This is a genomic window from Sphingobium sp. TomTYG65 (assembly GCF_055395525.1).
Genome location: NZ_AP027330.1, coordinates 479,159 through 505,204 on the forward strand (window position 1 = coordinate 479,159; position 26,046 = coordinate 505,204).

Here is a 26,046-nt window from a genome sequence, read left to right on the forward strand (position 1 = left end):
ATCCTCGTCCGAAGAGCAGGGGAAGATATGCAGCGCAAAAACGAAAGGTTCGTAGAGCGCCTGCCGCTCACGCTGCCCCGGCCTATATACGGCTATCTTCTATCCGCACTCTTTTGCGCCATCGCTCTCGCCTTGCGACTGGCTGCGCAGAGTTTCCTGCCGATCGGCTATCCCTTCGTTTCCTTCTTCCCGGCCGTCATCCTGTCGACATTTCTTTTCGGCATCCGCCCCGGCATTTTCGCTGCGCTCCTGTGCGGGCTGCTGTCCTGGTATTTCTTCATCCCCGCGTCTCCGGCAGGCGGGTTTAACGGCGGCGTTCTCCTGGCGCTTCTCTTCTACGCCGCGGTCGTCGTGATCGACATCGCCCTCATCCACCTGATGCAGCGCGCGAACTTCAACCTGGCCGTCGAGCGGGAGCGCAGCCGGGCGCTGGCGGAAAATCGCGAACTGCTGTTCCACGAATTGCAGCATCGCGTGTCCAACAATCTTCAGGTGGTCGCCGCCATGCTGTCGCTGCAGCGTCGTCATGTGGATCATGAATTGGCGGGTCGCGCCCTGGATGACGCCGCCAGCCGATTGGCGCTGGTCGGCCGGATCAGCCGCGCCCTCTATGATCCTTCGGAGGAGGGGCAGGACCTGCATCTGTTCCTCACCAGACTGACGGAGGATGTGGTGGAGGCGAGCGGCAGGGGCGACATCAATGTCACCGTCTCCGCACCCCTGAACCTCAAGCTGGACTCCCATGTCGCGGTGCCGCTCGCCCTGATCGTGGCGGAGGCGGTCAGCAATGCCATCGAGCATGGTCTGCCGCATCGCGGTGGTTTGATCGAAGTGACGCTGGAGGATGTCAGCGGCACGTTGACGCTGAAGATCGCCGACGATGGTAAGGGGATCGCGCCCGATTTCGAAATCGACAAGGGCAGTTCCATCGGCCTTCGTATCGCTCGTGCGCTGGCGGGTCAGCTGAGCGGCAAATTCGCGCTGCACCCCCGGCCGGAGGGCGGCGCGGTCGTCCGGTTGGACCTGCCCGTGCAGGTGCGTTGAGCGGCGCAAGCGCCTGGCTGCTATTCTGCCGCTTGGCGAGTGCCATTCGCTCCGCTATGACCCGGCCATGCTGACGAAAACCATGACGCGCATCGGCGCGGCTACCGCTCCGCTTCTGCTTGCCGCCTTGCTCGCCGGCTGCGCCACATCGAAGAACAAGACCGACACGCAATATGTCGCGCGCGATGTGTCCACGCTCTACAATGCGGGCAAATACAGGCTGGATCGCGGCCAATATAAGCTGGCCGCCGCCTTGTTCGACGAGGTGGAGCGTCAGCATCCCTATTCGCCCTGGGCGCGCCGGGCGCAGCTCATGTCGGCGTTCAGCTATTATATGAACCGCGACTATAGTGAATCGATCGCGGCCTCTCAGCGCTTCCTGGCGATCCATACCGGCAACAAGGACGCGCCCTACGCCTATTATCTGATCGCGCTCTGCTATTATGAACAGATTGCGGACGTCACCCGCGACCAGAAGATCACGCAGCAGTCGCTCGATGCGCTGGGCGAATTGATCCGCCGCTATCCCGACACGCGCTACGCCGCCGACGCCCGGCTGAAGCTGGACCTCGTCAACGACCATCTTGCGGGCAAGGAGATGGAAGTCGGCCGCTTCTACCAACGCCGTGGCCAGTGGCTGGCGGCGACGCTGCGTTTCCGCACCGTGGTCGACAAGTATCAGACGACCACCCACACGCCCGAGGCGCTGGAACGTCTGGTCGAAAGCTATCTCTCGCTCGGCATCCCCGAGGAAGCGCAAAAGGCCGCTGCGGTGTTGGGCAGAAACTATCCCGGCTCCAAATGGTATGAGCGTTCCTACAAGCTCATGCGGGAACATGGCGCGAAGGCGTAAAAGAATTTAGCCCCTCCCTTTCAAGGGAGGGGTTGGGGTGGGTTGCGACCGAAGGGAGCTGCTAACCTCACCATTGCACAGCGCCGCTTGCAGCGGCGCACCCACCCCCAGCCCCTCCCTTGGAAGGGAGGGGGGAGTCGATGCGCTGCTAACCAATCTCTCCATCCGCAATGTCGTCCTGATCGAAGCGCTGGACCTGGAGTTCGGCGCTGGCCTCGGCGTGCTGACGGGAGAGACTGGGGCAGGCAAGTCGATCCTGCTCGATTCGCTGGGGTTGGCGCTGGGCGCGCGGGCGGACAGCGGCCTGGTGCGCAGCGGAGAGGCGCAGGCCAGCGTCACCGCGACCTTCGATCTGCCCCGCGCGGCTCATCGCGCCGCCCAACTGCTCAGCGACAATGGTATAGACCTTGAACCCGGCGAGCCGCTGATCATCCGCCGCACGCTGAAGGCCGATGGCGGCAGCCGCGCCTTCGTCAATGATCAGGCATGTTCGGCCGCGCTGCTCCGCGACCTTGGCAGCGCGCTGGTCGAAATCCATGGCCAGCATGACGATCGCGGCCTGCTGAACCCGCGCGGCCACCGCGCCTTGCTCGACGCCTACGGCCGCTGCGACAATGGAGCGGTGAGCCGCGCCTATCTCTCCTGGCGCACGGCGGCGGAACGGCTGGCGGAGAGCCGCGCGGCGGTGGAAGTCGCCGCACGCGACCGCGACTATCTTTCCCACGCCGTTGAGGAACTGTCCCGCTTCGCGCCGGAGCCGGGCGAAGAGGCGGCGCTGGCCGAAGAACGCGCCACCATGCAGAAGGGCGCGCGCCTGGCTGATGACCTGTCGGCTGTGACCGAATGTCTCACCGGATCGGACGGCGGCCTCGCCCAATTGCGACAGGCGGCGCGGCGGCTCGACCGCATCGTCGGCGAATATGAGCCGCTTGCCGAAGTGCTGGCAGCCCTCGACCGCGCCGTTATCGAAGCCGGCGAGGCGGAGGACCGGCTGACCGAAGCGGGCGAGGCGCTGAGTTTCGACCCCGCGCGGCTGGACGCGATCGAAACCCGGCTGTTCGACCTGCGCGGCCTCGCGCGCAAGCATCAGGTGGCGGCGGACGAACTCGCGACCTTGCGCGACGACATGGCCGCCAAGCTGGCCGCGATCGAGGGCGGGGAGGAACATCTCGCTGCGCTGGAGGCGGAGGTCAGGGCAAGCGCGCTCGCCTATCGCGAGGCGGCGCAAGCGCTATCGGACCAGCGCAAGGAGGCCGCTGCCCGTCTCGACGTCGCCGTCGCGGCGGAACTGGCGCCGCTCAAGCTCGACGCTGCGCGCTTCCGCACGGTGGTCGCGCCCCTCGACGAAGGACAATGGAGCGCGCAGGGCATGGACCGGGTCGAGTTCGAAATCTCGACCAACCCCGGCGCGCCCTTCGCGCCGCTGGTGAAGATCGCGAGCGGAGGCGAATTGTCGCGCTTCATCCTCGCGCTCAAGGTCGCGCTGGCGGAGCGGGGAGGGGCCGACACGTTGATCTTCGACGAAATCGACCGGGGCGTGGGCGGCGCAGTGGCCTCCGCGATCGGCGACCGGCTCGCGCGGCTGGCGCAGAGCAATCAGATTCTCGTCGTCACTCACAGCCCGCAGGTCGCGGCGCGCGGCGCAGGGCATATGCTGATCGCCAAGGCAAGCGACGGCACGGTGACGCGCACCGGCGTGCGTCCGCTGAGCGACGGCGAACGGCGCGAGGAAATCGCCCGCATGCTCTCCGGCGCGGAGATCACGGCGGAAGCCCGCGCACAGGCGGAGCGACTGCTGGAAGTCTGACCGCCTCTCCCCCCGTCAATCGCATGGAATCGCTTTCGCCTGCCCACGGCCCAAGGCTATGGAGGGCGAATGACGGACACCGCCCAACTGACCGAAGCTGAAGCCGCCAACCGCCTGATGCGCCTCGCCAAAGAGATTGCGCGGCACAATCGGCTCTATCATGACCAGGATCAGCCGGAGATCACGGACGCCGCCTATGACGCCCTGATCCGCGAGAATAACGCGCTGGAGGCCGCATTCCCGCAGTTGGTGCGCGCCGACTCCCCCAATGCGCAGGTCGGCGCTGCCCCCACTTCGGGCCTCAAGAAAGTCCAGCATGCCGTCCGCATGATGAGCCTCGACAATGGCTTTTCGGACGAGGATATCGCCGAATTCGTCGCCCGCGTTCGCCGTTTCCTGGCGCTGCCCGACGATGCGCCGGTCGCGCTCACGGCAGAGCCGAAGATCGACGGCCTCTCCTGCTCGCTCCGCTACGAACAGGGCGAATTGCGCCTCGCCGCCACCCGCGGGGACGGCACGACGGGCGAGGATGTGACCGCCAATGTCCGCACCATCGGCGACATTCCCGATCGCCTGACCGGCCCCACCATCCCCGATCTGTTCGAGGTACGGGGCGAAGTCTATATGGCGAAGGCTGACTTCGTCGCGCTCAACGAACGGCTGCTGGCCGAGGCTGACGACCCCGAAAAAGCCCGCCAGTTCGCCAATCCCCGCAATGCTGCCGCCGGTTCGCTGCGGCAGAAAGACCCGTCCGTCACAGCCAGCCGCCCGCTGCGCTTCCTCGCCCATGGCTGGGGCGAGGTGAGCGCGCTGCCCGCGGACACGCAGCTTGGCGTCATGCAGGCGATCGCCGCATGGGGCCTGCCCGTTTCGGACCGGCTGACCTGCGTTGATACGCTTGATGCGCTGATCGCCCATTACCGGGCGATAGAGGCCGCCCGCGCCGACCTCCCGTTCGACATTGACGGCGTGGTCTATAAGGTGGACCGGCTCGACTGGCAGCAGCGGCTGGGCTTCGTCGCAAAGGCGCCGCGCTGGGCCATCGCGCACAAATTCCCCGCCGAGCGCGCGCAGACGACGCTTGAAGCCATCGACATTCAAGTGGGCCGCACCGGGAAGCTGACCCCGGTCGGCCGCCTGACCCCGGTCACGGTCGGCGGCGTGGTCGTATCCAACGTCACCCTTCACAATGCGGATGAGATTGAACGGCTAGGCGTGCGGCCGGGCGACCGCATCGTGGTTCAGCGCGCCGGGGACGTCATCCCGCAAGTCGTCGATAATCTGACCAGAGAAGACGCCCGCGCGCCCTTCGACTTCCCCAACCACTGCCCCGTCTGCGGGTCGGAAGCCGTGCGTGAGGAGGGGGAGGTCGATATCCGCTGCACCGGCGGCCTCATCTGCGGCGCGCAACGCTTCGAACGGCTGCGACACTTCGTCAGCCGCGGCGCGCTCGACATTGAAGGTCTGGGCGAAAAGACGATCCAGGAATTTCTCGATCTCGGCTGGATCGCGGAGCCCGCCGACATTTTTCGCCTCAAGAAACATCGCGCCGACCTGCTGGGACGCGAGGGCTGGAAGGAAAAGTCGGTCGATAATCTGCTCGCGGCGATCGAGGCGAAGCGACAGCCCGACGCCGCGCGGCTGCTCTTCGGTCTCGGTATCCGTCACATCGGGGCGGTGACGGCGCGTGACCTGTTGAAGCGCTACACCAGCCTTGCAGGCGTCCGCTCCTTAGCTGAGCAGATCATCGCGCTCCGCGATGCCACGACCCGGGGCGAGGGCGAGGAAGAATCCCGCTTCCGCAACCGTCTCGACAAGGCGATTGCCGAAATGATCGGGGTCGAAAATGTCGGATCGGCCGTAGGCCATGCGCTCGCCGACTTCTTCCATGAACCCCATAATCGCGAAGCCTGGGACGACCTGCTGTCCGAGGTTTCGCCACCCGATTATATGGTGGAGACCACCGCAAGCGCCGTCACCGGCAAGACGGTCGTATTCACCGGCAAGCTGGAAACCATGAGCCGCGACGAAGCCAAGGCGCAGGCGGAACGGCTGGGCGCAAAAGCAGCCGGATCGGTTAGCGCCAAGACCGATCTGGTGGTCGCCGGCCCCGGCGCAGGGTCAAAGCTGAAGCAGGCTGCGGCGCTCGGGATCGAGGTGATCGACGAAGCGGCCTGGGCGGAAATCGTGAAGGCGGCAGGGTAGGGGGCAAGCCGCCATTGCCTCGCTTCGTCACCCCGGATCAAGTCCGGGGTGACGAAGCGAGGATCACTCAAACATCAAGCCGCAGCTTCCACCTTATCCTGCGTCTTCGTATCGAAATCGCCGGCGTCATGCCGCTCCCGCAGCTGTTCTTCCAGCGGCCCATTGGCGCGGTTGACGATCCGACCGCGCTTGACGGCAGGCCGGGCATCGATCTGCTTCGCCCACCGCTGGACATTGGCATAGCTTTCAACGTCCAGAAATTCCCCCGCACCTGTATAGGTGCGGTCCAGCGCAAGGCCGCCATACCAGGGCCAGATGGCGATGTCGGCGATTGTATATTCATCGCCCGCCACATATTCATTCTCCGCCAGCTGGCGATCCAGCACGTCGAGCTGCCGCTTCACTTCCATCGTGTAGCGGTTGATCGCATATTCGATCTTTTCGGGTGCATAGGCGAAGAAATGGCCGAACCCGCCGCCCAGCAGCGGGGCGCTGCCCATCTGCCAGAACAGCCAGGACAGCGTGGCCGTGCGCTTCGCCGGGTCCTTGGGCAGGAAGGCGCCGAATTTCTCGGCCAGGTAGAGGAGGATTGCGCCCGATTCGAACACGCGCTGTGGCGGCGAAACGCTATGATCCATCAGGGCGGGGATCTTGCTGTTCGGATTGACCGACACGAACCCGCTGCCAAACTGGTCGCCATCGCCGATATTGATCAGCCAGGCATCATATTCTGCGCCTTCATGGCCCGCCGCCAGCAATTCCTCCAGCAGGATCGTCACCTTCTGCCCATTGGGCGTGCCGAGCGAATAGAGTTGGAGAGGATGCTTCCCGACCGGCAGTTCCTTGTCATGCGTCGGCCCTGCGATCGGCCGGTTGATGTTGGCGAATGCGCCGCCATTTTCCTTGTCCCAGGTCCAGACGCGAGGCGGAATATAGCTGTCGGTCATTAGGCGGATGCTCCCATGATGCTATGCCGCTTCGCAGGTAGGGAATGGCTGCCCCCATCGCAACCATGGTGGTGGTCGCAACAATCCCGCAAGCTGGCGCTGCCCGCGTGACAAAAGCAGCCGCAGGGCGCACAACCCGCGCGGCTTACCTGCCTTCGGCGCGGTCGGCGCAAAAAATCTGCATTTGATCCCTTGACCGATAAAATCGTCGTTCCATATTCCGCGTCGCTGGCACTCTTCGAAAGAGAGTGCTAACAGCACATGGTTCATTCGGGAGAAGGACTCGGCCAGCGCGGAAAAGCGCGCCGATATCTCTCCCAAAACAGAGGGAAAGGCACTCATCATGGCATTTCGTCCGTTGCATGACCGCGTTCTCGTCCGTCGCGTAGAGGCGGAAGAGAAGACTGCAGGCGGCATCATCATCCCCGACACCGCTAAGGAAAAGCCGCAGGAAGGCGAAATCGTCGCCGTCGGCACCGGCAGCAAGTCGGAAGATGGCAAGGTGACCCCGCTGGACGTCAAGGCCGGCGACCGCATCCTGTTCGGCAAGTGGTCGGGCACGGAAGTGAAGGTCGATGGCGAAGACCTGCTGATCATGAAGGAATCGGACATTCTCGGCGTCGTTGCGTAAAGCTGCGAACCGGAAGGCCATTTCAGTTTTTCGCGGATTTCCGACACCTGGAACGGTGTGAACTTCGCAAGATTTGCAATTCTCAAAGAGAGGTAAAAGATCATGGCAGCGAAGGACGTAAAGTTTTCGCGTGACGCTCGTGAGCGCATCCTGCGCGGCGTCGACATCCTGGCCGACGCGGTCAAGGTGACCTTGGGTCCCAAGGGCCGCAACGTCGTCATCGACAAGAGCTTCGGCGCGCCCCGCATCACCAAGGACGGTGTTTCGGTCGCCAAGGAAATCGAACTGAAGGACAAGTTCGAGAATATGGGCGCCCAGATGGTCCGCGAAGTCGCTTCGAAGACCAACGACATCGCCGGTGACGGCACCACCACTGCGACCGTTCTCGCCCAGGCGATCGTTCGCGAAGGCATGAAGTCGGTTGCCGCCGGCATGAACCCGATGGACCTGAAGCGTGGCATCGACCTCGCCGTCACCAAGGTTGTCGAGGACATCAAGGGCCGTTCCAAGCCGGTTTCCGGTTCGCAGGAAGTCGCCCAGGTCGGCATCATCTCCGCCAACGGTGATGTGGAAGTCGGCCAGAAGATCGCCGAAGCCATGGAGCGCGTCGGCAAGGAAGGCGTCATCACCGTGGAAGAGGCCAAGGGTCTCGACTTCGAACTGGACGTCGTGGAAGGCATGCAGTTCGATCGCGGCTACCTGTCGCCCTACTTCATCACCAACCCGGAAAAGATGCAGGTCGAACTGGCTGACCCCTACATCCTGATCCACGAAAAGAAGCTGTCGAACCTGCAGTCGATCCTGCCGATCCTCGAAGCCGTTGTTCAGTCGGGCCGTCCGCTCCTGATCATCGCTGAGGACATCGAAGGCGAAGCGCTGGCGACCTTGGTCGTCAACAAGCTGCGCGGTGGCCTGAAGGTCGCTGCGGTCAAGGCTCCGGGCTTCGGCGACCGCCGCAAGGCCATGCTGGAAGACATCGCCGTCCTGACCAAGGGCGAAGTCATCTCCGAAGACCTCGGCATCAAGCTCGAAAACGTCACCCTGGGCATGCTCGGCACCGCCAAGCGCGTCACCATCGACAAGGACAACACCACCATCGTCGATGGCGCTGGTGATGGCGAAGCGATCAAGGGCCGTACCGAGCAGATCCGCGCTCAGATCGAGACCACCACGTCCGACTATGACCGCGAAAAGCTGCAGGAGCGTCTGGCCAAGCTGGCTGGCGGCGTGGCCGTCATCAAGGTCGGCGGTGCGACCGAAGTCGAGGTGAAGGAGCGCAAGGATCGCGTTGACGACGCTCTGCACGCAACCCGCGCTGCTGTCGAAGAAGGCATCGTCCCCGGTGGCGGTACGGCTCTGCTGTACGCGACCAAGGCCCTCAAGGACCTCAAGGGCGCCAACGACGACCAGACCCGCGGTATCGACATCATCCGCAAGGCCATCGAAGCGCCGCTGCGCCAGATCGCCACGAACGCGGGTGTTGACGGCGCTGTCGTCGCCGGCAACCTGCTGCGCGAAAATGACGAGACCAAGGGCTTCAACGCCGCGACCGACACCTATGAAAACCTGGTCGCCGCTGGCGTCATCGACCCGACCAAGGTCGTCCGCGCTGCCCTGCAGGACGCTGCTTCGGTCGCTGGTCTGCTGATCACCACGGAAGCCACCATCGCCGAACTGCCGGACGACAAGGCTGCTCCGGCTGGCATGCCCGGCGGCATGGGTGGCATGGGCGGCATGGACTTCTAAGTCCTTCGCTCAAGCGAATAAGGAAGGGCCGGTGGATCGCTCCACCGGCCCTTTCGCGTCTTTGCTCCCTCGCGCTTTGAAGGGGGAGAGAAAAGGCCTCTCGAAAGCTCCATTGCGGTCATCTTTGTCAGGCCGAATTTACCAATTGGAAATCATGTTTCGCCAAAGATGGCGGGGACGTGTCACGCCTCTTCCGCCATTGGCGCGCAAAACTGCGCGAGCGCTTTGCGCCTGATACTCAGCAGAGCGCTGAGGTTCAGGACAGTCTCGTCAAGTCACTCTACGCCTCGCCGGCGTCACTGATGATCGGCGCGGTGGCTGGCGGATCGCTCAGCTTCGTGGTCGCCTATCACGCTCAACGGATCGAGATCACCGTTATCGCGGTGCTGATCTTCCTCGTTGCGCTCAGCCGTTCCGTCTCCGCGGTTTATTTCCAACGGCAATTGGCCCATCAGGATGGCCCGGCGCAGCCCATTTGGGGCCTAGCCTATGAATTGGGCGCCTGGGGCTACGCAGCGCTCCTCGGCCTGCTAGCCTTTGCGACGCTGACCCTGACGGGCGAGGCGTCATTGCATATCCTGAGCGTAAGCCTGGTTTCTGCCTATTCCGGTGGCATCGCGGGCCGCAACGCGGGCCGGACGCACATCGCCATCGGCCAGACCTGCTTCGCGCTTCTTCCGACCTCGCTGGGCCTGACCATTGCTGGCGGTCTGGGTTATTGGGTGTTGGCGACGATGTTGTTCCTGATGATCTTCGCCATGGCGGAAATCACCCGGACCACCCATCGCATCGTCGTCGAAGCGCTGCAGGGCAAATATGAAAAGTCGCAGCTTGCCACCAAGTTCGAGCGGCTCGCGCGGTTCGACAGCCTAACGGGCGTGGAAAACCGCATGGCGATGCAGATGCGGCTGCGTGAGTTGTTCGACAAGCGGCGCTCTGACCATGATCCAATGGCCGTGTTCTGGATGGACCTGGACAGGTTCAAGGAGATCAACGATTCGCTCGGCCATATCATCGGCGACCAGCTGCTCTGCACGGTCGCCGCGCGGCTTTCCCATGCTTTGGATGGGCGGGGTCATGTGGCGCGCTTTGGCGGCGACGAATTCATCCTGATCTGCCCAGGCGCGGATCGATCCATTGCGGAGCAGATTGCGGACGATGTCATGGCCGAGTTCAGCCACGATTTCGACGTGAGCGGATATCATCTGACCGTCACCGCATCGATGGGCATCGCCGTTGCGCCGGATGATGGGCACGACAGCGAAGAACTGCTCCAGCATGCCGACATGGCGCTTTACCAGGCGAAGCATGCTGGGCGGAACCGCCACGCCCAGTTCAATTGGTCGATGAAGGAGCGGCAGAATCGCACTTATGAGCTGGAGATGGGGCTTCGCAGCGCGATGGCCAATGGCGAGCTGCTGCTGCATTATCAGCCCATCTTCGACACGGTGACGGGCAAGATAGCGATTTGCGAAGCGTTAATGCGCTGGGATCATCCCGTGCTCGGAAGGATATCGCCAGCCGAATTCATACCGGTCGCCGAAAGCAGTTCGTTGATCGAGCCGATCACTGCATGGGCTTTGGAGCAGGCGTGCCGGGACGCCATGCAGTGGGAAGATCATGTACGCGTTGCCGTCAACATTTCCCCCGCACTCATCAAGAGCGATGGGTTGCCGCGCGCCGTCATCGCGGCGCTGATGGAATCGGGTCTCAAGGCGCGGAGGCTGGAGCTTGAGGTCACCGAATCCATCTTCCTGGAAGATAGCGGGCGGACCAGCCTGATTCTGTCGGAGCTCCAGCGCATTGGCTTGCGCCTGGCGTTGGACGATTTCGGGACCGGCTATTCGTCATTAGGCTATCTGCGCGACTATGCCTTCGACACGCTGAAGGTTGATCAGAGTTTCATGCGCGGCGTGGGCGAAAAGGGGCGCGATCGGGCAATTGCGCAATCAGTCGCCTTTCTAGCCCACTCACTGGATGTGGAGACGGTCGCCGAGGGCATCGAAACCGAAGACCAGCTCCGCTACGCGCGCGAGATGGGCTTTACCAACGTCCAGGGCTTCGTCCTCAGCAGGCCCATGCCTGCCGACGATCTGCTGGCGATGATGGACAAGATGAAGCGTGACAGGAGCAACGTCGTCACATTGATGCATGACCGACGCCGCGCCTGAAGCCGCGGCTCATTTGGTCAGCCGGGTCTGAGCCGAAGCAAGGCGACGCATCATACGCAGATCCTTGGGATCAAGCTTGAGCGCGGTCGCGGCCCAATTTTCAACAATGTCCTTGAGTTCTGCATAGTCGAGAGGATCGACCCGGCGGCCAGCCTCAAACACTCCGACATGACCAGCATGATGCGGCCGGTTGCTGGAGATATAGTCTCGAACGGCCTGTTCACCTTCGCCATCTTCGGCGAGGATGGTCACGACGCCCATGTCGTACATTTCCTCGGCGGTATAGACTTTGCCCGACAGGATCATGCGTTCGGCCATGCGTCGACCAAGCTTGCGGGCGAGGATGGAATAAGCGCCCATGCCCGGGAAAAGGCCGAAGAGCATTTCAGGCAGGCCGAAGCGGGCGCTGCGTTCCGCCACCACCACGTCGAAGCAGAGCAGGGCTTCGAAACCGCCGCCTAGCGCATCCCCCTGCGCCAGCGCGATCGAGATGAGCGGCATGTCGGCGTTGCGCCACGCCCGATGGACGACATCGATGCAGGCGTGACCATATTTGACGAGGCCGGGAAGGTCGCCGCGCTCTATGCAGCCCGCGAACAGTTCCAGATCGCCGCCCAGGTTGAAGACGCCGGGAAAGCGGGAGCCGAGCACCATATATTTGAGCGGCAATGCGCCCTCGTCGAACAGCCGCTTCGACTCGGTCTGCCACAGGCGAATGTCGCGCAGCATGGGCAAATTGTAGTTGGGCCGATTCGCGGGAGTCATGAACGCCCACAAAGTGTCGATCGGCTCATCCCAGCTGACGTCGATCTGCCCCAGATCGAACAGCATCGAATGGCCGCTGTCGCGCGCCTGAGGCGTGCTTTCCGTAACGGGAAAGCTATGGATATCTTCGACAGGCAGATGCATCGGCGAAGCCTCCTCCACCTCATCTCGTGCCGGATTAAACCGTCCGGAATCAATCATCTGTGCCCCCGCATTTCGATATATGCTGAGGAAAACAATATTGTCCGACCTATGCAACTGCCGCTGCACAAAAGCGTGTCCTGTTAACCCTTTTTATGGTGCACTGTTGCTCCTAAGTCGCCGTAATAGCCCGACTTTCGTGGTAAACGTTGCATTAATGCAACAAAGATGTTTGATATACAATCGTACAATAATCCAGCAGGGCTTTGTTAACCTTTATTAATTACGACGGCGTGCATGGACAAACATCGCACCGACCAACAGATTGTGACGCTCCTGCTTCATGATGAGGAAGGAGAGAGCTGGCGCCTTCACCTGGCCGCAGATTGCCTGTGTTTCATTGGCAATTATCGGCGGGTGAAGGGCTTTGACATCGATGCCGTCGTGGCTTTCGATGGAGTGCGCAGGGCCGGCTGAAAAAAAAAGCGGTTCTCAGTTTTGCGCGCGATGCTCTAGAGCGCGCAGCGTGACTCAAGCCCGCTTTTCCTTCACCATCGCCGCGACGGACGGCAAGGCCCGTACCGGAACGATCCAGATGCGCCGGGGCGAGATTCGTACGCCGGCGTTCATGCCGGTCGGCACCGCCGCTACTGTAAAGGCGATGCGCCCTGCAGAGGTGCGCGCAACTGGCGCCGATATCATCCTCGGCAATACCTATCACCTCATGTTGCGCCCTGGCGCGGAGAGGGTCGCACGGCTGGGCGGGCTGCACGGCTTCATGGGTTGGGAACGGCCGATCCTCACGGACAGCGGTGGTTATCAGGTGATGAGCCTTTCGGCCCTCACGAAGATGAGTGAGGAGGGCGTCGCCTTCGCCAGCCATATCGACGGATCGCGTCATATGTTGACGCCCGAGCGATCCATGGAAATCCAGCGTCTGCTGGATAGCGACATCGTCATGGCGTTTGACGAATGCACGAAGAATGGCTGCACCCATGATGAAGCCGCGCATAGCATGGAGCGGTCCATGCGCTGGGCCAAGCGGTCGCGCGAGGGGTTCGATGCAGGCGGAGAACATGCTGAGCGTGCGGCGCTGTTCGGTATCCAGCAAGGGTCACTCGATGAAAATCTGCGTCGCATATCGGCCGAAAAGCTGATCGAGATCGGCTTCGACGGCTATGCGGTGGGCGGCTTGGCGGTGGGCGAAGGTCAGGAAGCGATGTTCGCATGCCTCGACTACGCGCCCGGTATGCTGCCTGCTGATAAGCCGCGTTACCTGATGGGCGTGGGTAAGCCCGACGACATTGTCGGCGCCGTTGAGCGGGGCATCGACATGTTCGATTGCGTGTTGCCGACGCGAAGCGGGCGCAATGGCCAGGCGTTCACCTGGGCCGGTCCGCTCAATATCCGCAACGCTCGTTTTGCCGAGGACCTGTCACCGTTGGACCCGCGATGCACATGCCCGGTTTGCGGAACGTGGAGCCGCGCCTACCTGCATCATTTGGTGAAGGCTGGAGAGATGTTGGGCGCGATGCTGATGACGCAGCACAACATCCATTTCTACCAAGCGATGATGCAAGCCATACGCGACAGCATCGCCGAGGGCCGCTTCGCAACCTTCGCAGCCAATTTCAGGCGCGACTATCAGCGGGTGTGATCATCAGGGAATAACGGTGATGGCGATCGCATAATCACCCGCCGCTGCGTCATGTTCCAGCGGCGCGCGCAACTGACGAGACAGGCCTGTCAGGACGCGGCCATAGCGCTCTTCAATGCGAGCGCTCATCGCGTCGGATGCGCGCAGTGCAGGCGAACTGATGTGGAGGATTGCCCGGTCGTTCCGGCCCGGCTCCAGCTGCACGGATATGTGCATCGCTGTCCGGGGATTGGACAGCATCGCCAGCTCGACCAGTTCGGTCAGTAGAAAGGCGACCGGAACGGCGACATCCTGGCTGATGTGCAAATTGTCGCTGTCGATCTGAATGCCAAAGCGACGCGCCTCTGCTGGAGCCGTGCCGCGCAGGCTTGCCGACAGTTCGCTGACGAGCGATCGCACGCCGACGCCGTGATGCTCCTCCAGTTCCGCATAGTGATTGCGGTGGACCACCGAAAGCGCATCGACGCGGCGCTGGATCGACGCATAGGCCTCCACCGCCTCGGGTTCATGCGCGGCGCGGGCATGCAGGCTGATAAGGCTGGCGATAATTTGGAGGTTGTTTTTGACGCGGTGATGCACTTCGCGCGTCAATTTGCGCTGGGTTTCCAGTCCTTCCGCCATCTCCGCTTCGTGAGTGGCCACATCCTCGCTGATCGCGCGGAACGTGTCGCCAAGCGCGACGATCTCCTGTGCGGGGGTTCGGATGCGGCGCGTCGGTTCCAGCACCTCGCCCGGATGATAGGCGGCTACGGTCCGCCGCAGAACCACCAAGGGGCGGATGAGCAGCCGGTTGACCACAAACCAGCCAATGGCTGCAGCAGCGAACCACATGACCAGCGGCAGGAAAAGCGAAAGCATGCGAGCGAGCGTCACCGGCGGGTCGCGCAGCGTCATGGTAAGGAGAATGTCGGGAGGGTCCAGCCTTGCAGACAAGCTGGTGCTATGGCCCTGAAGATTGTCCTGTGGGCGGCTGACGACGAGGACCTGATTACCTTGCTGCAAGCTCAGCTGACGGTTTTGCAGCGCAGTGGTCGGGCTGGTGATCGCTTCCAGATAGGAGCGAGAATAATAAGCTAGAGCAGCGATCCGGCCATTGTTGCTGACGACCCGGCTGATCAGATAACCGGAGGCCGGCAGCAATTGCGCAGGTGCTTTGTAGAAGCGCGCGGCCGGGGGCAGGCCGGCGGGTTCCGGTTGGGACGATCCGCACAGGCGGCGGCCGCTGCGATCATAAATATAATATCGGCCGCCTTCAGGGTCGTGCGAGGTCAGGAAGATCGACAGCCGCTGGCACATCTCTGACCCCTCGCTGCCGGTCGATAACGCGTTCGCGGTTAGCATCAACGCTGTCCGGTCCGATGCCAGATCTGCCGTCAGTTTGCGCGCGCTTTGCGTTACGGACACTCGAAGCAGCGCCTCCTTCTCCAAGTCGGCGGTCCGGATTGCCTGAAGAGAGGCAACGAGGGCGATGAGCCCGAGCGGTAGCAAGGCGAGGGTCAAGATGAGGAACATCTTGATGCCTGTGGAATGGATGAGGCTGTTCAAGCTGCGCATGAGCAATCAACTGGATGGGACAGAGGTGCCCCGGTCATGCGATAATCAAGATCGTGGGACCAAGAGATGAAGGGCAACTGCCGGGTTTGCGACAGCGGCGCACCGGCTTGTTATTTCATCATATTCGAAAAGCACCCAACTGCCCTCCGCCCCGGCTGGTTAACTGCTGCCGACCGTGGATCGATGCTTAATCCAGCTTCCGCAGAAGGTCGAGCATTTCGGAAGGAATATCCTCATCGACAGCGCGCTGATAAACGGAGCGTAGCGCGCTAGCCACCTGTCCCTCATCCTTACCAGGCGAGGTACGCCGCTTGGGCGAGGCTTTGCCAGTCACGCCCGAGTCCGGGGTGGTGGCGCCGACATCTTTCCTGTCCCCTCCCTTCACGTCCCGTTCCGTCGTTGAAGCAACCAAAATACGCCCCTCTGCAACGCTAGCATAGCACCGGCTTTTCTTTTGCGGCTTTCCCTCGCGGCGTCAATCGACCGCCGTGGATAGCAGCACAAATCGGTTATCAGTAAAAAACGAACGGCTGTGAAACAAATCTCTCTGTCGATGGTTCCGCACCCTGAAGCATTTTTTGCCGCTTTTCAGACGGCGGCTGAACGGGGCGGGGGCTTGCCACATCGGCATCGCCGATCCATCCTCCTGCTCAGCGAGTGTTTCGTAGCAATTCGCCCTATGGGCTGGGAGAAGATTTACCGATGTCGCTTGGACAGCAACTGCACCCCCATCTTCCTTTCCTGCGCCGTTATGCCCGCGCCCTGACGGGCAGCCAGGTGCATGGCGACGCCTATGTTCGCGCGACTTTGGAAGCGATCGTGGCGGCTCCGGAGGAATTTCCGGCTGACGTCGATCCGCGCCTCGGGCTTTACAAGACGTTCCACGCGATCTGGTCTTCTTCACATCTGGAGGACAGCCCGGTTCTGTCGAGCGGCGATGGGCAGGAGGCTGTGGCCCAAGCGCGGCTTGCCCGCCTGACGCCGCTGCCGCGTCAGGCGCTGCTACTGACCGCGCTGGAAGGCTTTACGGTCGATGATGTGGGTTATCTCATCGGACTGGATGCCGCGGATGTGGAGGCACTGGTCGAAGAGGCGCTGAGCGAGATTGAAGCGCAGACGCGCGCCAAGGTGCTGATCATTGAAGATGAGCCGATTATCGCCATGGACATTGAGACCATCGTGCGCGACCTGGGTCATGAGGTGACTGCCATTGCCGTTACTCGGGAAGACGCCGTGCGCGAGGCAATGGCGGAACGTCCGGGATTGGTTCTGGCCGACATTCAACTGGCCGATGATTCCAGCGGCATCGATGCCGTAAAGGACATATTGGCAGAATTCTCGGTGCCAGTGATCTTCATCACTGCTTTCCCTGAGCGGCTGCTGACCGGGGAACGTCCCGAGCCGACCTTCCTGATCACCAAGCCGTTCCAGCGATCGACGGTGAAGGCGGCCATTTCGCAGGCGCTTTTCTTCGACGAGGCGACCGCGCCGGTTTGAACAATATAGTCCAGTTCCACAAAAGACTGGGCAGGTGGCGGAACCCCGATCATCCCCCCGCGTTATTCAGGCGTAACGATCGGGAGGTAAAATATGGCGGATGAGGAAAAGCATATTGCTACCGAAGACGCCCGGTCAGGATCAACGCCACACATTGTTCGCTACATTCTCGGCATTTCATTGCCATTGGTGATCATTGGCATGCTGATCGTGTTGTGGAGCTATTACGGGTAATCATCATTGGTTCCGTACGGCAATGAGTATATAGGATGCGGACGCATTTATGGCTTTGACGGCTTCGGTTCATGAGGCGAGGGCGACAGCCAGTGAGAGGGTTGTTCCCATGAGCGAAGGGCTTGGCCAAGAGGCGGAGCACCAGGAGGACAAGCGGGAATCGCTGTCCGACACGGATTTCAAGCGCGAGCTTGCGGCAGTTATCCCACATCTGCGGGCCTTTGGGCGGTCTCTTTCGGGTAACCGCGACGTCGCTGATGATCTGGTTCAGGAAACGCTGTTGAAGGCTTGGGCGGCGCGAGGCCGTTTTCAGGCCGGCACCAATATGCGTGCCTGGACCTTCATCATCCTGCGCAACCACTATCTTTCGCAGATGCGGCGATCCCGCTTTCGCGGCGATTGGGACGATCTGACGGCTGATCGTCTGTTGGCGGCGCCTGCCGGCCAGGACAAGCATGTCGAGCTTTCAGATATGCAGCGCGCTCTCATGCAGTTGCCCCAGCCTCAGCGCGAGGCGTTGATCCTGGTCGGGGCCGGCGGCTTTGCTTATGAAGAAGCAGCCGAAATCTGTGGCGTCGCCGTCGGCACGATCAAGAGCCGCGTCGCTCGCGGTCGGGCTGCGCTGGAACAGATCCTCGACAGTGGCGATTTGCCCTCTCGCCGGAGCCAGGAGACGACTGACTCCGCCGTCCTCGATGAGATCATGGATGATGTCGATCGTCTCAGCCGAGGGCGGGAAGCAAGAGAAGATTCCGACTTGGATGCTGATGACGTATAATGTGGTTTCCTGCGAACTTCCCCTGCCGGGGATTCGCGTGGGAGATAGACGATGGAGGAGGGTGGTGGGAACGGCGGTCCTCCTCAAGGCCAGGACCGTCCTGAGGAAATGATGCGGGCGGAGCGATCGCGCAGCAGTGGCGTGATCTTCGCGCTGGTAGCGATCGCCCTCATTCTCGCCATCACCTTCTTTTACCTTACGAAGGAACGTGAGGACCGGGAAAGCCGGGTGATAACCGAAGCTGCTGAGTCTGCGGACAGTGCGGCTCGGGTAGTGGGGAACGCCGCGCAACAGGCGGCCGACCGGCTCCGTCAGCAAAATTGATCTTAGGGGTAAGTAGTTGCCTTTGCGCCGAATAGCGCACCAGTCATCTTCAGAAAATCTTTGGTTTTTTCGTTCACCGTGCGTGCACTGTCGGATTTTCTTACACCGGTTGTAAGCTGATCCGATGCCACAAGGCTGCCGTTGTCAGGGCAGCAGCGGGAATGCGCGCGACCTATGATCAGGCTGTTCAAACATTATGTGCCGCACGCCGTGCTGCTGTTGGGGCTGCTCGATTTTCTGCTGCTGCTCTGCGCCGCGGAAGCCGGCTGGATACTGCGAGCGCAACAGATCGGCATGGACCTCGATCACATCATGACGCGCGCTGCGCCACTGCTGAGCTTCGCCTTAGCGATCCAGACGGGCATGATCGCGGTAGGCGTTTACGGCACCGAAGCGCTTCAGTCGATCCGCTTCGCTTTTGCCCGTCTGCTCGTTGCAATTTCTCTGGGCGTCATATTCCTGTCGGTCATGCATTTCGCGCTGCCGGACCTGACGCTGTGGCGGTCCAATTCGCTCTACGCCATGGGCCTTGCCATCTTGCTCCTGCTGGCGGTGCGGCTGCTACTGGGCTCCATGCTCGGTGGGGAAGCCTTCAAGCGAAGGCTGGTAGTGCTGGGCGCTGGAAACAGAGCCAATCGCATCAAGGAACTGGAGCAGCGCAAGGGTGCCGGCTTCCTAGTGGTCGGCTACATTGCCATGAATGATGGCGCCCAGGTCATTCCGGAATCGATCAACCGCAGCGCGATCTACAATCTGGCGGACTTCGTGGTGCGGCTTGGGGCGAGCGAGGTGGTGCTCGCGCTAGAGGAGCGGCGCAACGCCTTGCCGCTGTCAGACCTGCTGCGGATCAAGACGACCGGTGTCCATGTGAACGAGATTTCGACTTTCCTTGAACGGGAAACCGGGCGGGTCGATCTGGACAGCGTCAATCCCAGCTGGCTGATCTTTTCCGACGGCTTTTCAGCAGGCCGCCGCCTGTCGAGCATCGCCAAGCGCCTCTTCGATATCTTTGCGAGCTCCATCCTGCTGCTGCTGACCGGACCTGTCATCCTGATCGCTGCGATCCTTGTGAAACTGGATAGCAAGGGTCCTGCATTTTACCGGCAGCAACGCGTGGGCCTCTATGGTGAAGAGTTCTGGATCGTGAAGCTGCGTACCATGCGACAGGATGCGGAGATCAGCGGGCAGGCGGTCTGGGCGGAAAAGGATGATCCGCGCATCACCCGGCTAGGCTACTGGCTGCGCAAGCTGCGGATCGACGAGCTGCCGCAGACCTGGACGGTGCTGAAAGGCGAGATGAGCTTCGTCGGCCCGCGCCCCGAACGGCGTCAGTTCGTCGAGGATCTGGAACAACACCTACGCTATTATGCGGAGCGGCATATGGTGAAGCCAGGCATCACCGGCTGGGCGCAGATCAACTATCCTTATGGCGCATCGATCGAGGACAGCCGCAACAAGCTGGAATATGACCTTTACTACGCCAAAAATTACACGCCATTTCTGGATCTGTTGATCCTGATCCAGACATTGCGTGTGGTGTTGTGGCCTGAAGGCGCCCGTTGAGGCCGGGCGGGTGGGGGCTTTGCTACAATTTGTCGGGGATTGGGGTCACGCGCTGGCCGCGGTGCTGTTCGCGGCGATCGGCATCTTCATCCTGCGCCGGCGCGATGAAGCGGCGGAGCAGCGCATGCTCGCCGTCGCTGTGCTGCTCACCTCCTGCTGGTCGCTTTATGTATCGTTCGGCGGCGTCGACAAGCCGCTGACCGGTATCGGCGAGAATATCCGCAACGCCGCTTGGCTGCTGTTGCTGTTCGTCATGCTGCGCAAGGGTGCTGCGGAGCGGGCGGGGCCGATGGTGGCGATTGGATCCGTTTACGCCGCAGTGGCGGGTCTTATCCTGCTGCAGACCTTCACAGATCTCATCTGGCGGCAGCTGCCGGACGCCAGCGATCTGCACCGCACCTTGGTTCAGGTTTCCTTGAGCCTTCATATGATGACCGCCGTGGGCGGATTGATGCTGGTCCACCATCTATATGTGAGTTGGCCGCCGCAGCAGCGGGGCCGGGTGGCGCTGCTGCTCGGTGCGTTGGCGGCGATGTGGACCTACGATTTCAACCTCTATGTCATCGGCTATTTCGCCATCGACCGCGCCAACGAGCTTTATGCCTTGCGAGGACCGCTGATGGCATTGCTGGCTCCTGTGATCGCTGCGGGGCTGCGGCGGGACAAGGCTCCTCCGGTGCAATTATCCCGCGCCCTTGCCTTTCGCGCGTTTTCGATGGTTTCCATCACCCTATACGTCATTATGATCGCCGCAGCGGCGGTCGCGATCGAATTGATCGCCGGTCCCTATGCCCGCTTGATCGAGATTGGCTGCGTCTTCTTCATGGCGGTGAGCGCGCTGCTACTGCTGCCGTCGCCACGGATGCGAGCATTGTGGAAGGTGCAAGTCGCCAAGCATCTATTCCAGCACCGCTATGATTATCGCACGGAATGGATGCGCTTTGGCGATACGATTGGTAGGCCGGGAAGCGATGCGCCGCCGCTCGGTGAGCGGGTGGCGAAGGCTGTAGCCGACATCACGGATTCGCCCGCGGCTATTTTGATGCTGCGGTCAGATGATGGCGCTTTGAGTTTTGAGACGCAGTGGAACTGGAATGGCGTGTCCCATGAGGCGGTGATCCCCGCACCGCTGGCTCTGCTGATCGAGCGCAGCGGGTGGATAATCGATATTGGCCAAGGGCCAACTATTCAGGAAATGGGCGATATGCCCGACTGGATGCGCGCTGATCCGCGGGCGTGGGCGCTGGTCCCGCTCATTCATTTCGGTCGGCTTATCGGCGCGATCCTGTTGGCGCGGCCTGCGATCGACCGGCGGCTTGACTGGGAAGATCTGGACATGCTGCGCACCGCCGGCAGGCAGACGGCAAGCTATTTAAGCGAGGCTCAGGGGCAGCAGGCCTTGAACGATGCACAGCGGTTCGACGAGTTCAATCGCCGCTTTGCGTTCATCATTCACGACGTCAAGAATCTGGTTAGCCAGCTTTCGCTGCTCGCTCGGAACGCTGAACGTCACGCCGATAATCCGGATTTCCGCGCCGACATGCTGCTGACGCTGAAGGAGTCGGTGGGCAAGATGAACGATATGCTGGCGCGCCTGTCGCAGCATCACAAGACGCGCGCAGAGGAGCCGCAGCCCGTGTCGCTGAGCGAGGTGGCGGGCAGGATTGCAAGCGGCCGGTCTCGGCAGCATGAGATCCACCTCACCGGCTCTGCACCACTTGTTTTGGCTGATCCTGCGCGGGTGGAGCAGATTATCGTCCATCTACTTCAGAATGCGATCGACGCCAGTGACGCTGGTAATGCTGTGGAAATCCGTCTGGGCGGCGACGATCGGGGCGCTACCGTCGATGTGATCGACCAAGGGCAGGGTATGACCGCCGAATATATCCGTAGGGATTTGTTCAAGCCTTTTTCATCGAGCAAGTTGGGCGGTTTCGGCATCGGCGCTTTTGAAGCGCGGGCGCTGGCGCAGAGCATGGGCGGCAGCGTGGAGGTTGAAAGCAAGCCGGGCGTGGGGAGCCGGTTCACACTGCGCCTGCCGCTGGCGCACAGCAATAATATCGAGGGGGAAGCAGCCTGATGAGCGACACGCGACCCAAGTTGCTGATCGTCGAGGATGATCCAGGGCTGCAGCGGCAATTGCGCTGGGCCTATGAGGATTATCAGCTGTTTATCGCTGGCGATCGTGAGGAAGCGATCGAAATGCTGCGGGTGGAGACGCCTGATGTCGTGACGCTGGATCTCGGCCTGCCGCCTGACCCGGATGGCACGAGCGAGGGCTTCGCCACCTTGGCGGAAATGCTGCAGATAAAGCCGGACACGAAGATCATCGTTGCCTCGGGCCATGGTGCGCGGGAAAGTGCGCTCAGCGCCATTTCGGGCGGAGCCTATGATTTCTACCAAAAGCCCGTCGATATCGATGAACTCGGCCTGATTGTCCGGCGTGCCTTTCATGTCCACGCGCTGGAGAAGGAAAATGCCCGATTAGCGGAGGCCGCGCCGCCGGAAGCGCGCGTTTTGGGACGGCTGATCACAGCGGCTCCCGAAATGATGAAGGTCGCTCGTACTATCGAGCGGGTCGCCACCACGCAGCTTTCGGTGCTGCTGACCGGCGCGAGCGGTACGGGCAAGGAATTGTTGGCTCAGGGGCTGCATGATGCAAGTCCTAGCCGCAACGGCCCCTTTGTGGCGATCAACTGCGCGGCGATCCCTGAGGATTTGCTGGACATCGAACTGTTCGGCAGGGAGGCGGCGGGCAAGATCGCACTTGCGCATGGCGGGACGCTGTTCCTCGACGAGGTGGGCGACATGCCTTCGACGCTGCAGATGAAGCTGCTGCGTTTCCTGCAGGAACGCGTGATAGGGTCCGAAAGCGGGCGGCCGCTGGTGGTGGACACGCGCGTTGTTTGCGCCACGCATCATGATCTGGACGCAATGATCGCCGCGGGCAGTTTTCGCGAGGATCTCTATTATCGGCTCGGAGAGATTGTGGTGCGGATACCGCCCCTGAAGGAGCGACCCGGCGATCCTGCGCTGCTGGCGCGCCATTTTCTGAACCGTTTTGCCAGGGACATGAATTCGCAGATCAAGGGGATCGCGCCCGACGCGCTGGCGGCGCTCGACGCTTGGACATGGCCGGGCAATGTGCGCGAGCTTGAAAATCGCATCAAGCGGGCGGTCATCATGGCGGACGGCAAACATATCACGGCCGCTGATCTCGATTTGGATGGCGACCCGGTGGAGGGCAGCGACTTCGTGAACCTCAAGGGAGCGCGCGAGATAGCGGACCGGCGCGCCATCCGCCGGGCGATTGCCCGGACCGACGGCAATATTTCCGGCGCGGCCAAGATGTTGGGAATCAGCCGTCCGACGCTCTACGATCTGCTGAAGCAATATCAGATGCAGGGCTGAGTATCAGCGAACTGCGGACTACGGATAGTCAGGCGCGTTGCAGGTCCAAATCTTCTGCGGAGATTCCCAGACGCTTGATCTGTTCTGCGACGGGCGGCCAGACCGTCTCCAGGAAACGGCGGCGTTCAGCCTCACGTAGTCGGCGCGTCGCTCCTTCTGCCACGAACATACCAACCCCGCGCTTGACCAATACCAGACCATCGTCTTGGAAACATTGATATGCTTTGGCGACGGTCAGCGGGTTGGCGCCTTCCTTGGCCGCGAGCGCCCGCACGGAAGGAAGCATGTCCCCATCGCCATAGCTGCCATCGAGTATCGAGGCGGCGATTATATCGCGCAGACGCAGGTAAACGGGCTTGGAGTCGTCGGCCATGGGTGCATCGGTGCCATAATACAGCGAAGCAGGTCAAGGCGAGCACGGGTGTGCTACAGCCGCTCCCCGTAACTAGCTGTTCCAGACTGAAACTATCTTGTCATATTCTGGCCGGGGCCGTTCTTCCTGGGGCCTGCCGGGCGTGCCGATGAAGATGAACCCGGCGATCCTTTCACCTACTTCTGCGAAAGCGGCGCGGACATCTTCATTGTAGGCGGGCCAACCGGTCAGCCACCCTGCAGCAAAGCCTAGGGCATGGCTGGCGTGAAGGAGGTTCATGATCGCCGCGCCAGAGGACAGTTCCTGTTCCCACAGCGGGATCTTGCTGCCAGCCACCGGAGCGGAGAGCGCCACAACCAATGTGGGTGCCTGGTGCGCGAATTGATGCATTGCTTCCAGCTCCAACCGCCCAGCATCCGGCTTTTCGCGGCGGTAGGCACTCTCCAGAAGATCCGCCAGTCGGTCGCGCTCCTCCTGCGGAACGATCACGAAGCGCCAGGGGGCCAGCTTGCCATGGTCCGGCGTGCGCAAGGCGATCTCCAATATCTGCCGCAACTGATCGGCATCCGGACCGGGTGCAATGAGATCACGGGGCTTGCCGGAACGGCGGGTGCGCAGCAGCGAAAGCGGAGTAGATGCGTCGTTGAACATGGCGCTCCAGATGGCGCGGCAGCGCGCGGGGCGCAAGGGCCTCGCTTCTTTGACAGTCCGATGATTTCCGCTCTACCTTGCTCTAAACATTTGGCCGGACAGGATAGGGATGGCGACCTCACCTACGAACGCAGCTCATTCGGGCAAGACCTGGCTCGGCCATCCGCGGGGATTGTTCCTGCTGTTTTTTGTGGAGATGTGGGAGCGCTTTTCCTTTTACGGCATGCGCGCGCTGCTGATCTTCTATCTGACGCAGCATTTCCTTTTTTCCGATCGGGACGCGGCGCATTCCTATGGCGCTTATATGTCGCTGATCTACATTTCGCCGCTGATGGGTGGCTATCTGGCGGACCGGTATCTCGGGCAGCGCAAGGCGGTGCTGTTCGGCGGAATTGTCATCGCCATCGGCCATATCATTCTGGGTCTTGAAGCGGACGGGTCTGCCAACAGCATGGGTCTTGGCCTGTTCTGGCTGGGCCTCGCAACGGTGATCATCGGTACTGGATTTTTGAAGGCCAGTGTGTCGGCGCTGGTGGGCCAGCTTTATCCGCGAGACGACATGCGGCGTGACCCCGCCTACACAATCTTCTACATGGGCATCAATGTCGGCGCCACAATCGGCCCGGTGATCTGCGGCTATCTCGGGCAGCGCTGGGGGTGGCATTGGGGCTTCGGCGCGGCGTCGGTCGGGATGATCGCCGGAGTCATTGGCTTCGTGCTATGCAAGCCACTGTTGCAAGGCGGGGGCGAGCCGCCTGATCCGCTACGATTGGCGGAGCGGGTTGGCGGGCTCATCAGCCGTGAATGGCTGGTCTATCTCTCCAGCCTTTTTACCATCCTGCTATGCTGGGTGCTGATCCAGCAGCACGCTGTAGTAGGATGGATGCTGGCGGGCGCGAGCATATTCATGGTCCTCTACATACTTTGGGAAGCATTTGGACGGATGGAGCGCATCGGGCGGGATCGCATGCTGGCGGCGCTGTTCCTGCTGGTCGTCAATCCGATTTTCTGGGGACTGTATGAGCAGACGGGATCGTCGCTCAGCCTTTTCACCGATCGCTATGCTGACAGGCATATCCTCGGCTTCGATGTACCGGCATCGATGTTCCAATCGGTCAACGCGGCCTATATTCTGATCTTCGGCCCAGTGATCGCAGCCTTGTGGATCGCACTTGCGAAGAGGGGGTGGGAGCCTTCGACGCCTGCCAAGTTCGGGCTGGCGCTGACGCTGGTGGGCGCCGGCTTCCTGGTCCTTGTGGCGGGGACAGGTGCGCCAGGCACGCTCACCCCAGTGCTGTTCATTTTCCTTCTTTATCTTTGCCATACACTTGGCGAGCTTTGCCTGTCGCCTGTGGGGCTGTCTGCCATGTCGAAGCTCGCGCCTTCGCGGATGATCGGCCTGATGATGGGCATCTGGTTTCTGGCGATGGCGCTCGGCGAATATGCTGCGGGAATGATCGCAGCGGCTACAGGTGGCGAGGCAGGTGCAGCTTCGCGGGAAGGCGTGCTTTCCGTCTATAACCAGATCGGCTGGTGGTCGATCGGGATCGGCATAGTGGTCATGGCGATCGCGCCGCTGGTGAAGAGGTTGATGCACGCGGATCAATTTAGCGGCGCGGAGGGTGCCGATGCGGCAGCTCAGAGCGACAGCTTCGCCATCACCGATCGCAATGCCACAGAGCGCAGCTAAACGA

Annotated in this window: 22 protein-coding genes; 16 read left to right on the forward strand and 6 right to left on the reverse strand. The window is 61.7% G+C overall.

The features are described from left to right. Positions 1-27 precede the first annotated feature (27 nt). The 4 genes from ACZ5Y5_RS02450 (at position 28) to ligA (ending at position 5,909) form a co-directional block, all read left to right on the forward strand. On the forward strand, positions 28-1,044 hold the full coding sequence (locus tag ACZ5Y5_RS02450; RefSeq protein ID WP_464809625.1) for a sensor histidine kinase: 1,017 nt from the start codon (positions 28-30) through the stop codon (positions 1,042-1,044). A gap of 67 nt (positions 1,045-1,111) precedes the next feature. Then, the gene (locus ACZ5Y5_RS02455) at positions 1,112-1,897 is read left to right on the forward strand and encodes an outer membrane protein assembly factor BamD (protein ID WP_464809626.1); all 786 of its coding nucleotides are present in this window, start codon (positions 1,112-1,114) and stop codon (positions 1,895-1,897) included. 145 nt (positions 1,898-2,042) lie between these two features. Continuing rightward, complete coding sequence (recN, locus tag ACZ5Y5_RS02460) at positions 2,043-3,704, forward strand: DNA repair protein RecN (protein WP_464810448.1); 1,662 nt, start codon at positions 2,043-2,045, stop codon at positions 3,702-3,704. Between the two features lie 69 nt (positions 3,705-3,773). Next, complete coding sequence (gene ligA, locus ACZ5Y5_RS02465) at positions 3,774-5,909, forward strand: NAD-dependent DNA ligase LigA (RefSeq protein WP_464809627.1); 2,136 nt, start codon at positions 3,774-3,776, stop codon at positions 5,907-5,909. A gap of 74 nt (positions 5,910-5,983) precedes the next feature. Here the strand turns inward: ligA and yghU are convergent, their stop codons facing one another. Next, positions 5,984-6,856: a glutathione-dependent disulfide-bond oxidoreductase gene (gene yghU, locus ACZ5Y5_RS02470; protein WP_464809628.1), complete on the reverse strand. Its 873-nt coding sequence runs from the start codon at positions 6,854-6,856 to the stop codon at positions 5,984-5,986. 343 nt (positions 6,857-7,199) lie between these two features. Between yghU and groES the strand changes: the two genes are divergently transcribed. The 3 genes from groES (at position 7,200) to ACZ5Y5_RS02485 (ending at position 11,404) form a co-directional block, all read left to right on the forward strand. Beyond that, positions 7,200-7,487: a co-chaperone GroES gene (gene groES, locus ACZ5Y5_RS02475; protein ID WP_025549259.1), complete on the forward strand. Its 288-nt coding sequence runs from the start codon at positions 7,200-7,202 to the stop codon at positions 7,485-7,487. 102 nt (positions 7,488-7,589) lie between these two features. Further along, positions 7,590-9,233 (forward strand): chaperonin GroEL, encoded by a 1,644-nt coding sequence (groL, locus tag ACZ5Y5_RS02480; RefSeq protein ID WP_464809629.1) that lies wholly within the window; start codon positions 7,590-7,592, stop codon positions 9,231-9,233. A gap of 179 nt (positions 9,234-9,412) precedes the next feature. Continuing rightward, positions 9,413-11,404, forward strand: coding sequence for a putative bifunctional diguanylate cyclase/phosphodiesterase (locus ACZ5Y5_RS02485; protein ID WP_464809630.1), 1,992 nt, complete (start codon positions 9,413-9,415; stop codon positions 11,402-11,404). A gap of 9 nt (positions 11,405-11,413) precedes the next feature. On the opposite strand, the gene ACZ5Y5_RS02490 is transcribed toward ACZ5Y5_RS02485, so the two are convergent. Next, entirely contained in the window at positions 11,414-12,313 is a 900-nt protein-coding gene (locus tag ACZ5Y5_RS02490; RefSeq protein ID WP_464809631.1) for a crotonase/enoyl-CoA hydratase family protein, read from the reverse strand. Positions 12,314-12,836: 523 nt separating this feature from the next. Here ACZ5Y5_RS02490 and tgt point away from each other — a divergent pair. Then, entirely contained in the window at positions 12,837-13,967 is a 1,131-nt protein-coding gene (gene tgt, locus ACZ5Y5_RS02495) for a tRNA guanosine(34) transglycosylase Tgt (RefSeq protein ID WP_464809632.1), read from the forward strand. Between the two features lie 3 nt (positions 13,968-13,970). Here the strand turns inward: tgt and ACZ5Y5_RS02500 are convergent, their stop codons facing one another. Both ACZ5Y5_RS02500 and ACZ5Y5_RS02505 read right to left on the reverse strand, forming a co-directional pair. Beyond that, a complete protein-coding gene (locus ACZ5Y5_RS02500) occupies positions 13,971-15,521 on the reverse strand; it encodes a sensor histidine kinase (protein WP_464809633.1) in 1,551 nt (516 codons plus the stop codon). Positions 15,522-15,708: 187 nt separating this feature from the next. Beyond that, a complete protein-coding gene (locus ACZ5Y5_RS02505) occupies positions 15,709-15,933 on the reverse strand; it encodes a NepR family anti-sigma factor (RefSeq protein ID WP_464809634.1) in 225 nt (74 codons plus the stop codon). A gap of 290 nt (positions 15,934-16,223) precedes the next feature. Here ACZ5Y5_RS02505 and ACZ5Y5_RS02510 point away from each other — a divergent pair, with 290 nt between their 5' ends. The 7 genes from ACZ5Y5_RS02510 (at position 16,224) to prsR (ending at position 23,328) form a co-directional block, all read left to right on the forward strand. Continuing rightward, positions 16,224-17,018 (forward strand): response regulator, encoded by a 795-nt coding sequence (locus ACZ5Y5_RS02510; RefSeq protein WP_464809635.1) that lies wholly within the window; start codon positions 16,224-16,226, stop codon positions 17,016-17,018. Between the two features lie 93 nt (positions 17,019-17,111). Continuing rightward, the gene (locus tag ACZ5Y5_RS02515) at positions 17,112-17,252 is read left to right on the forward strand and encodes a hypothetical protein (protein ID WP_464809636.1); all 141 of its coding nucleotides are present in this window, start codon (positions 17,112-17,114) and stop codon (positions 17,250-17,252) included. 109 nt (positions 17,253-17,361) lie between these two features. Beyond that, the gene (locus ACZ5Y5_RS02520) at positions 17,362-18,030 is read left to right on the forward strand and encodes a sigma-70 family RNA polymerase sigma factor (RefSeq protein WP_464809637.1); all 669 of its coding nucleotides are present in this window, start codon (positions 17,362-17,364) and stop codon (positions 18,028-18,030) included. A 108-nt stretch (positions 18,031-18,138) separates the two neighbouring features. Next, a complete protein-coding gene (locus ACZ5Y5_RS02525) occupies positions 18,139-18,354 on the forward strand; it encodes a hypothetical protein (RefSeq protein WP_464810449.1) in 216 nt (71 codons plus the stop codon). A 174-nt stretch (positions 18,355-18,528) separates the two neighbouring features. Continuing rightward, positions 18,529-19,917 (forward strand): TIGR03013 family XrtA/PEP-CTERM system glycosyltransferase, encoded by a 1,389-nt coding sequence (locus tag ACZ5Y5_RS02530; protein ID WP_464809638.1) that lies wholly within the window; start codon positions 18,529-18,531, stop codon positions 19,915-19,917. A gap of 10 nt (positions 19,918-19,927) precedes the next feature. Beyond that, the gene (gene prsK, locus ACZ5Y5_RS02535) at positions 19,928-21,997 is read left to right on the forward strand and encodes an XrtA/PEP-CTERM system histidine kinase PrsK (RefSeq protein ID WP_464809639.1); all 2,070 of its coding nucleotides are present in this window, start codon (positions 19,928-19,930) and stop codon (positions 21,995-21,997) included. Continuing rightward, on the forward strand, positions 21,997-23,328 hold the full coding sequence (gene prsR, locus ACZ5Y5_RS02540) for a PEP-CTERM-box response regulator transcription factor (RefSeq protein WP_464809640.1): 1,332 nt from the start codon (positions 21,997-21,999) through the stop codon (positions 23,326-23,328). Before prsK ends, prsR begins: the two co-directional genes overlap by 1 nt. Positions 23,329-23,356: 28 nt before the next feature. Here the strand turns inward: prsR and ACZ5Y5_RS02545 are convergent, their stop codons facing one another. Both ACZ5Y5_RS02545 and ACZ5Y5_RS02550 read right to left on the reverse strand, forming a co-directional pair. After that, positions 23,357-23,701, reverse strand: a complete 345-nt coding sequence (locus ACZ5Y5_RS02545; RefSeq protein WP_464809641.1) for a GntR family transcriptional regulator — start codon at positions 23,699-23,701, stop codon at positions 23,357-23,359. 72 nt (positions 23,702-23,773) lie between these two features. Then, positions 23,774-24,352 carry a nitroreductase family protein gene (locus tag ACZ5Y5_RS02550; RefSeq protein WP_464809642.1) on the reverse strand — a complete coding sequence of 193 codons (579 nt, stop codon included), beginning with the start codon at positions 24,350-24,352 and terminating at the stop codon, positions 23,774-23,776. 109 nt (positions 24,353-24,461) lie between these two features. On the opposite strand from ACZ5Y5_RS02550, the gene ACZ5Y5_RS02555 reads away from it, so the two are divergent. Beyond that, a complete protein-coding gene (locus ACZ5Y5_RS02555) occupies positions 24,462-26,042 on the forward strand; it encodes a peptide MFS transporter (RefSeq protein WP_464809643.1) in 1,581 nt (526 codons plus the stop codon). Positions 26,043-26,046 lie beyond the last annotated feature (4 nt).

What these genes read in the sequence shown, in the direction of transcription:
- ACZ5Y5_RS02500 (WP_464809633.1), bottom strand. Translation starts at nt 15,521, where the DNA reads ATGCGCAGCTTGAACAGCCTCATCCATTCCACAGGCATCAAGATGTTC.
- ACZ5Y5_RS02555 (WP_464809643.1), top strand. Translation starts at nt 24,462, where the DNA reads ATGGCGACCTCACCTACGAACGCAGCTCATTCGGGCAAGACCTGGCTC.
- ACZ5Y5_RS02490 (WP_464809631.1), bottom strand. Translation starts at nt 12,313, where the DNA reads ATGCATCTGCCTGTCGAAGATATCCATAGCTTTCCCGTTACGGAAAGC.
- ACZ5Y5_RS02545 (WP_464809641.1), bottom strand. Translation starts at nt 23,701, where the DNA reads ATGGCCGACGACTCCAAGCCCGTTTACCTGCGTCTGCGCGATATAATC.
- ACZ5Y5_RS02520 (WP_464809637.1), top strand. Translation starts at nt 17,362, where the DNA reads ATGAGCGAAGGGCTTGGCCAAGAGGCGGAGCACCAGGAGGACAAGCGG.
- ACZ5Y5_RS02450 (WP_464809625.1), top strand. Translation starts at nt 28, where the DNA reads ATGCAGCGCAAAAACGAAAGGTTCGTAGAGCGCCTGCCGCTCACGCTG.
- ACZ5Y5_RS02510 (WP_464809635.1), top strand. Translation starts at nt 16,224, where the DNA reads ATGTCGCTTGGACAGCAACTGCACCCCCATCTTCCTTTCCTGCGCCGT.
- yghU (WP_464809628.1), bottom strand. Translation starts at nt 6,856, where the DNA reads ATGACCGACAGCTATATTCCGCCTCGCGTCTGGACCTGGGACAAGGAA.
- ACZ5Y5_RS02455 (WP_464809626.1), top strand. Translation starts at nt 1,112, where the DNA reads ATGCTGACGAAAACCATGACGCGCATCGGCGCGGCTACCGCTCCGCTT.
- groES (WP_025549259.1), top strand. Translation starts at nt 7,200, where the DNA reads ATGGCATTTCGTCCGTTGCATGACCGCGTTCTCGTCCGTCGCGTAGAG.
- ligA (WP_464809627.1), top strand. Translation starts at nt 3,774, where the DNA reads ATGACGGACACCGCCCAACTGACCGAAGCTGAAGCCGCCAACCGCCTG.
- ACZ5Y5_RS02550 (WP_464809642.1), bottom strand. Translation starts at nt 24,352, where the DNA reads ATGTTCAACGACGCATCTACTCCGCTTTCGCTGCTGCGCACCCGCCGT.
- prsR (WP_464809640.1), top strand. Translation starts at nt 21,997, where the DNA reads ATGAGCGACACGCGACCCAAGTTGCTGATCGTCGAGGATGATCCAGGG.
- ACZ5Y5_RS02525 (WP_464810449.1), top strand. Translation starts at nt 18,139, where the DNA reads ATGATGCGGGCGGAGCGATCGCGCAGCAGTGGCGTGATCTTCGCGCTG.
- ACZ5Y5_RS02530 (WP_464809638.1), top strand. Translation starts at nt 18,529, where the DNA reads ATGATCAGGCTGTTCAAACATTATGTGCCGCACGCCGTGCTGCTGTTG.
- ACZ5Y5_RS02515 (WP_464809636.1), top strand. Translation starts at nt 17,112, where the DNA reads ATGGCGGATGAGGAAAAGCATATTGCTACCGAAGACGCCCGGTCAGGA.
- groL (WP_464809629.1), top strand. Translation starts at nt 7,590, where the DNA reads ATGGCAGCGAAGGACGTAAAGTTTTCGCGTGACGCTCGTGAGCGCATC.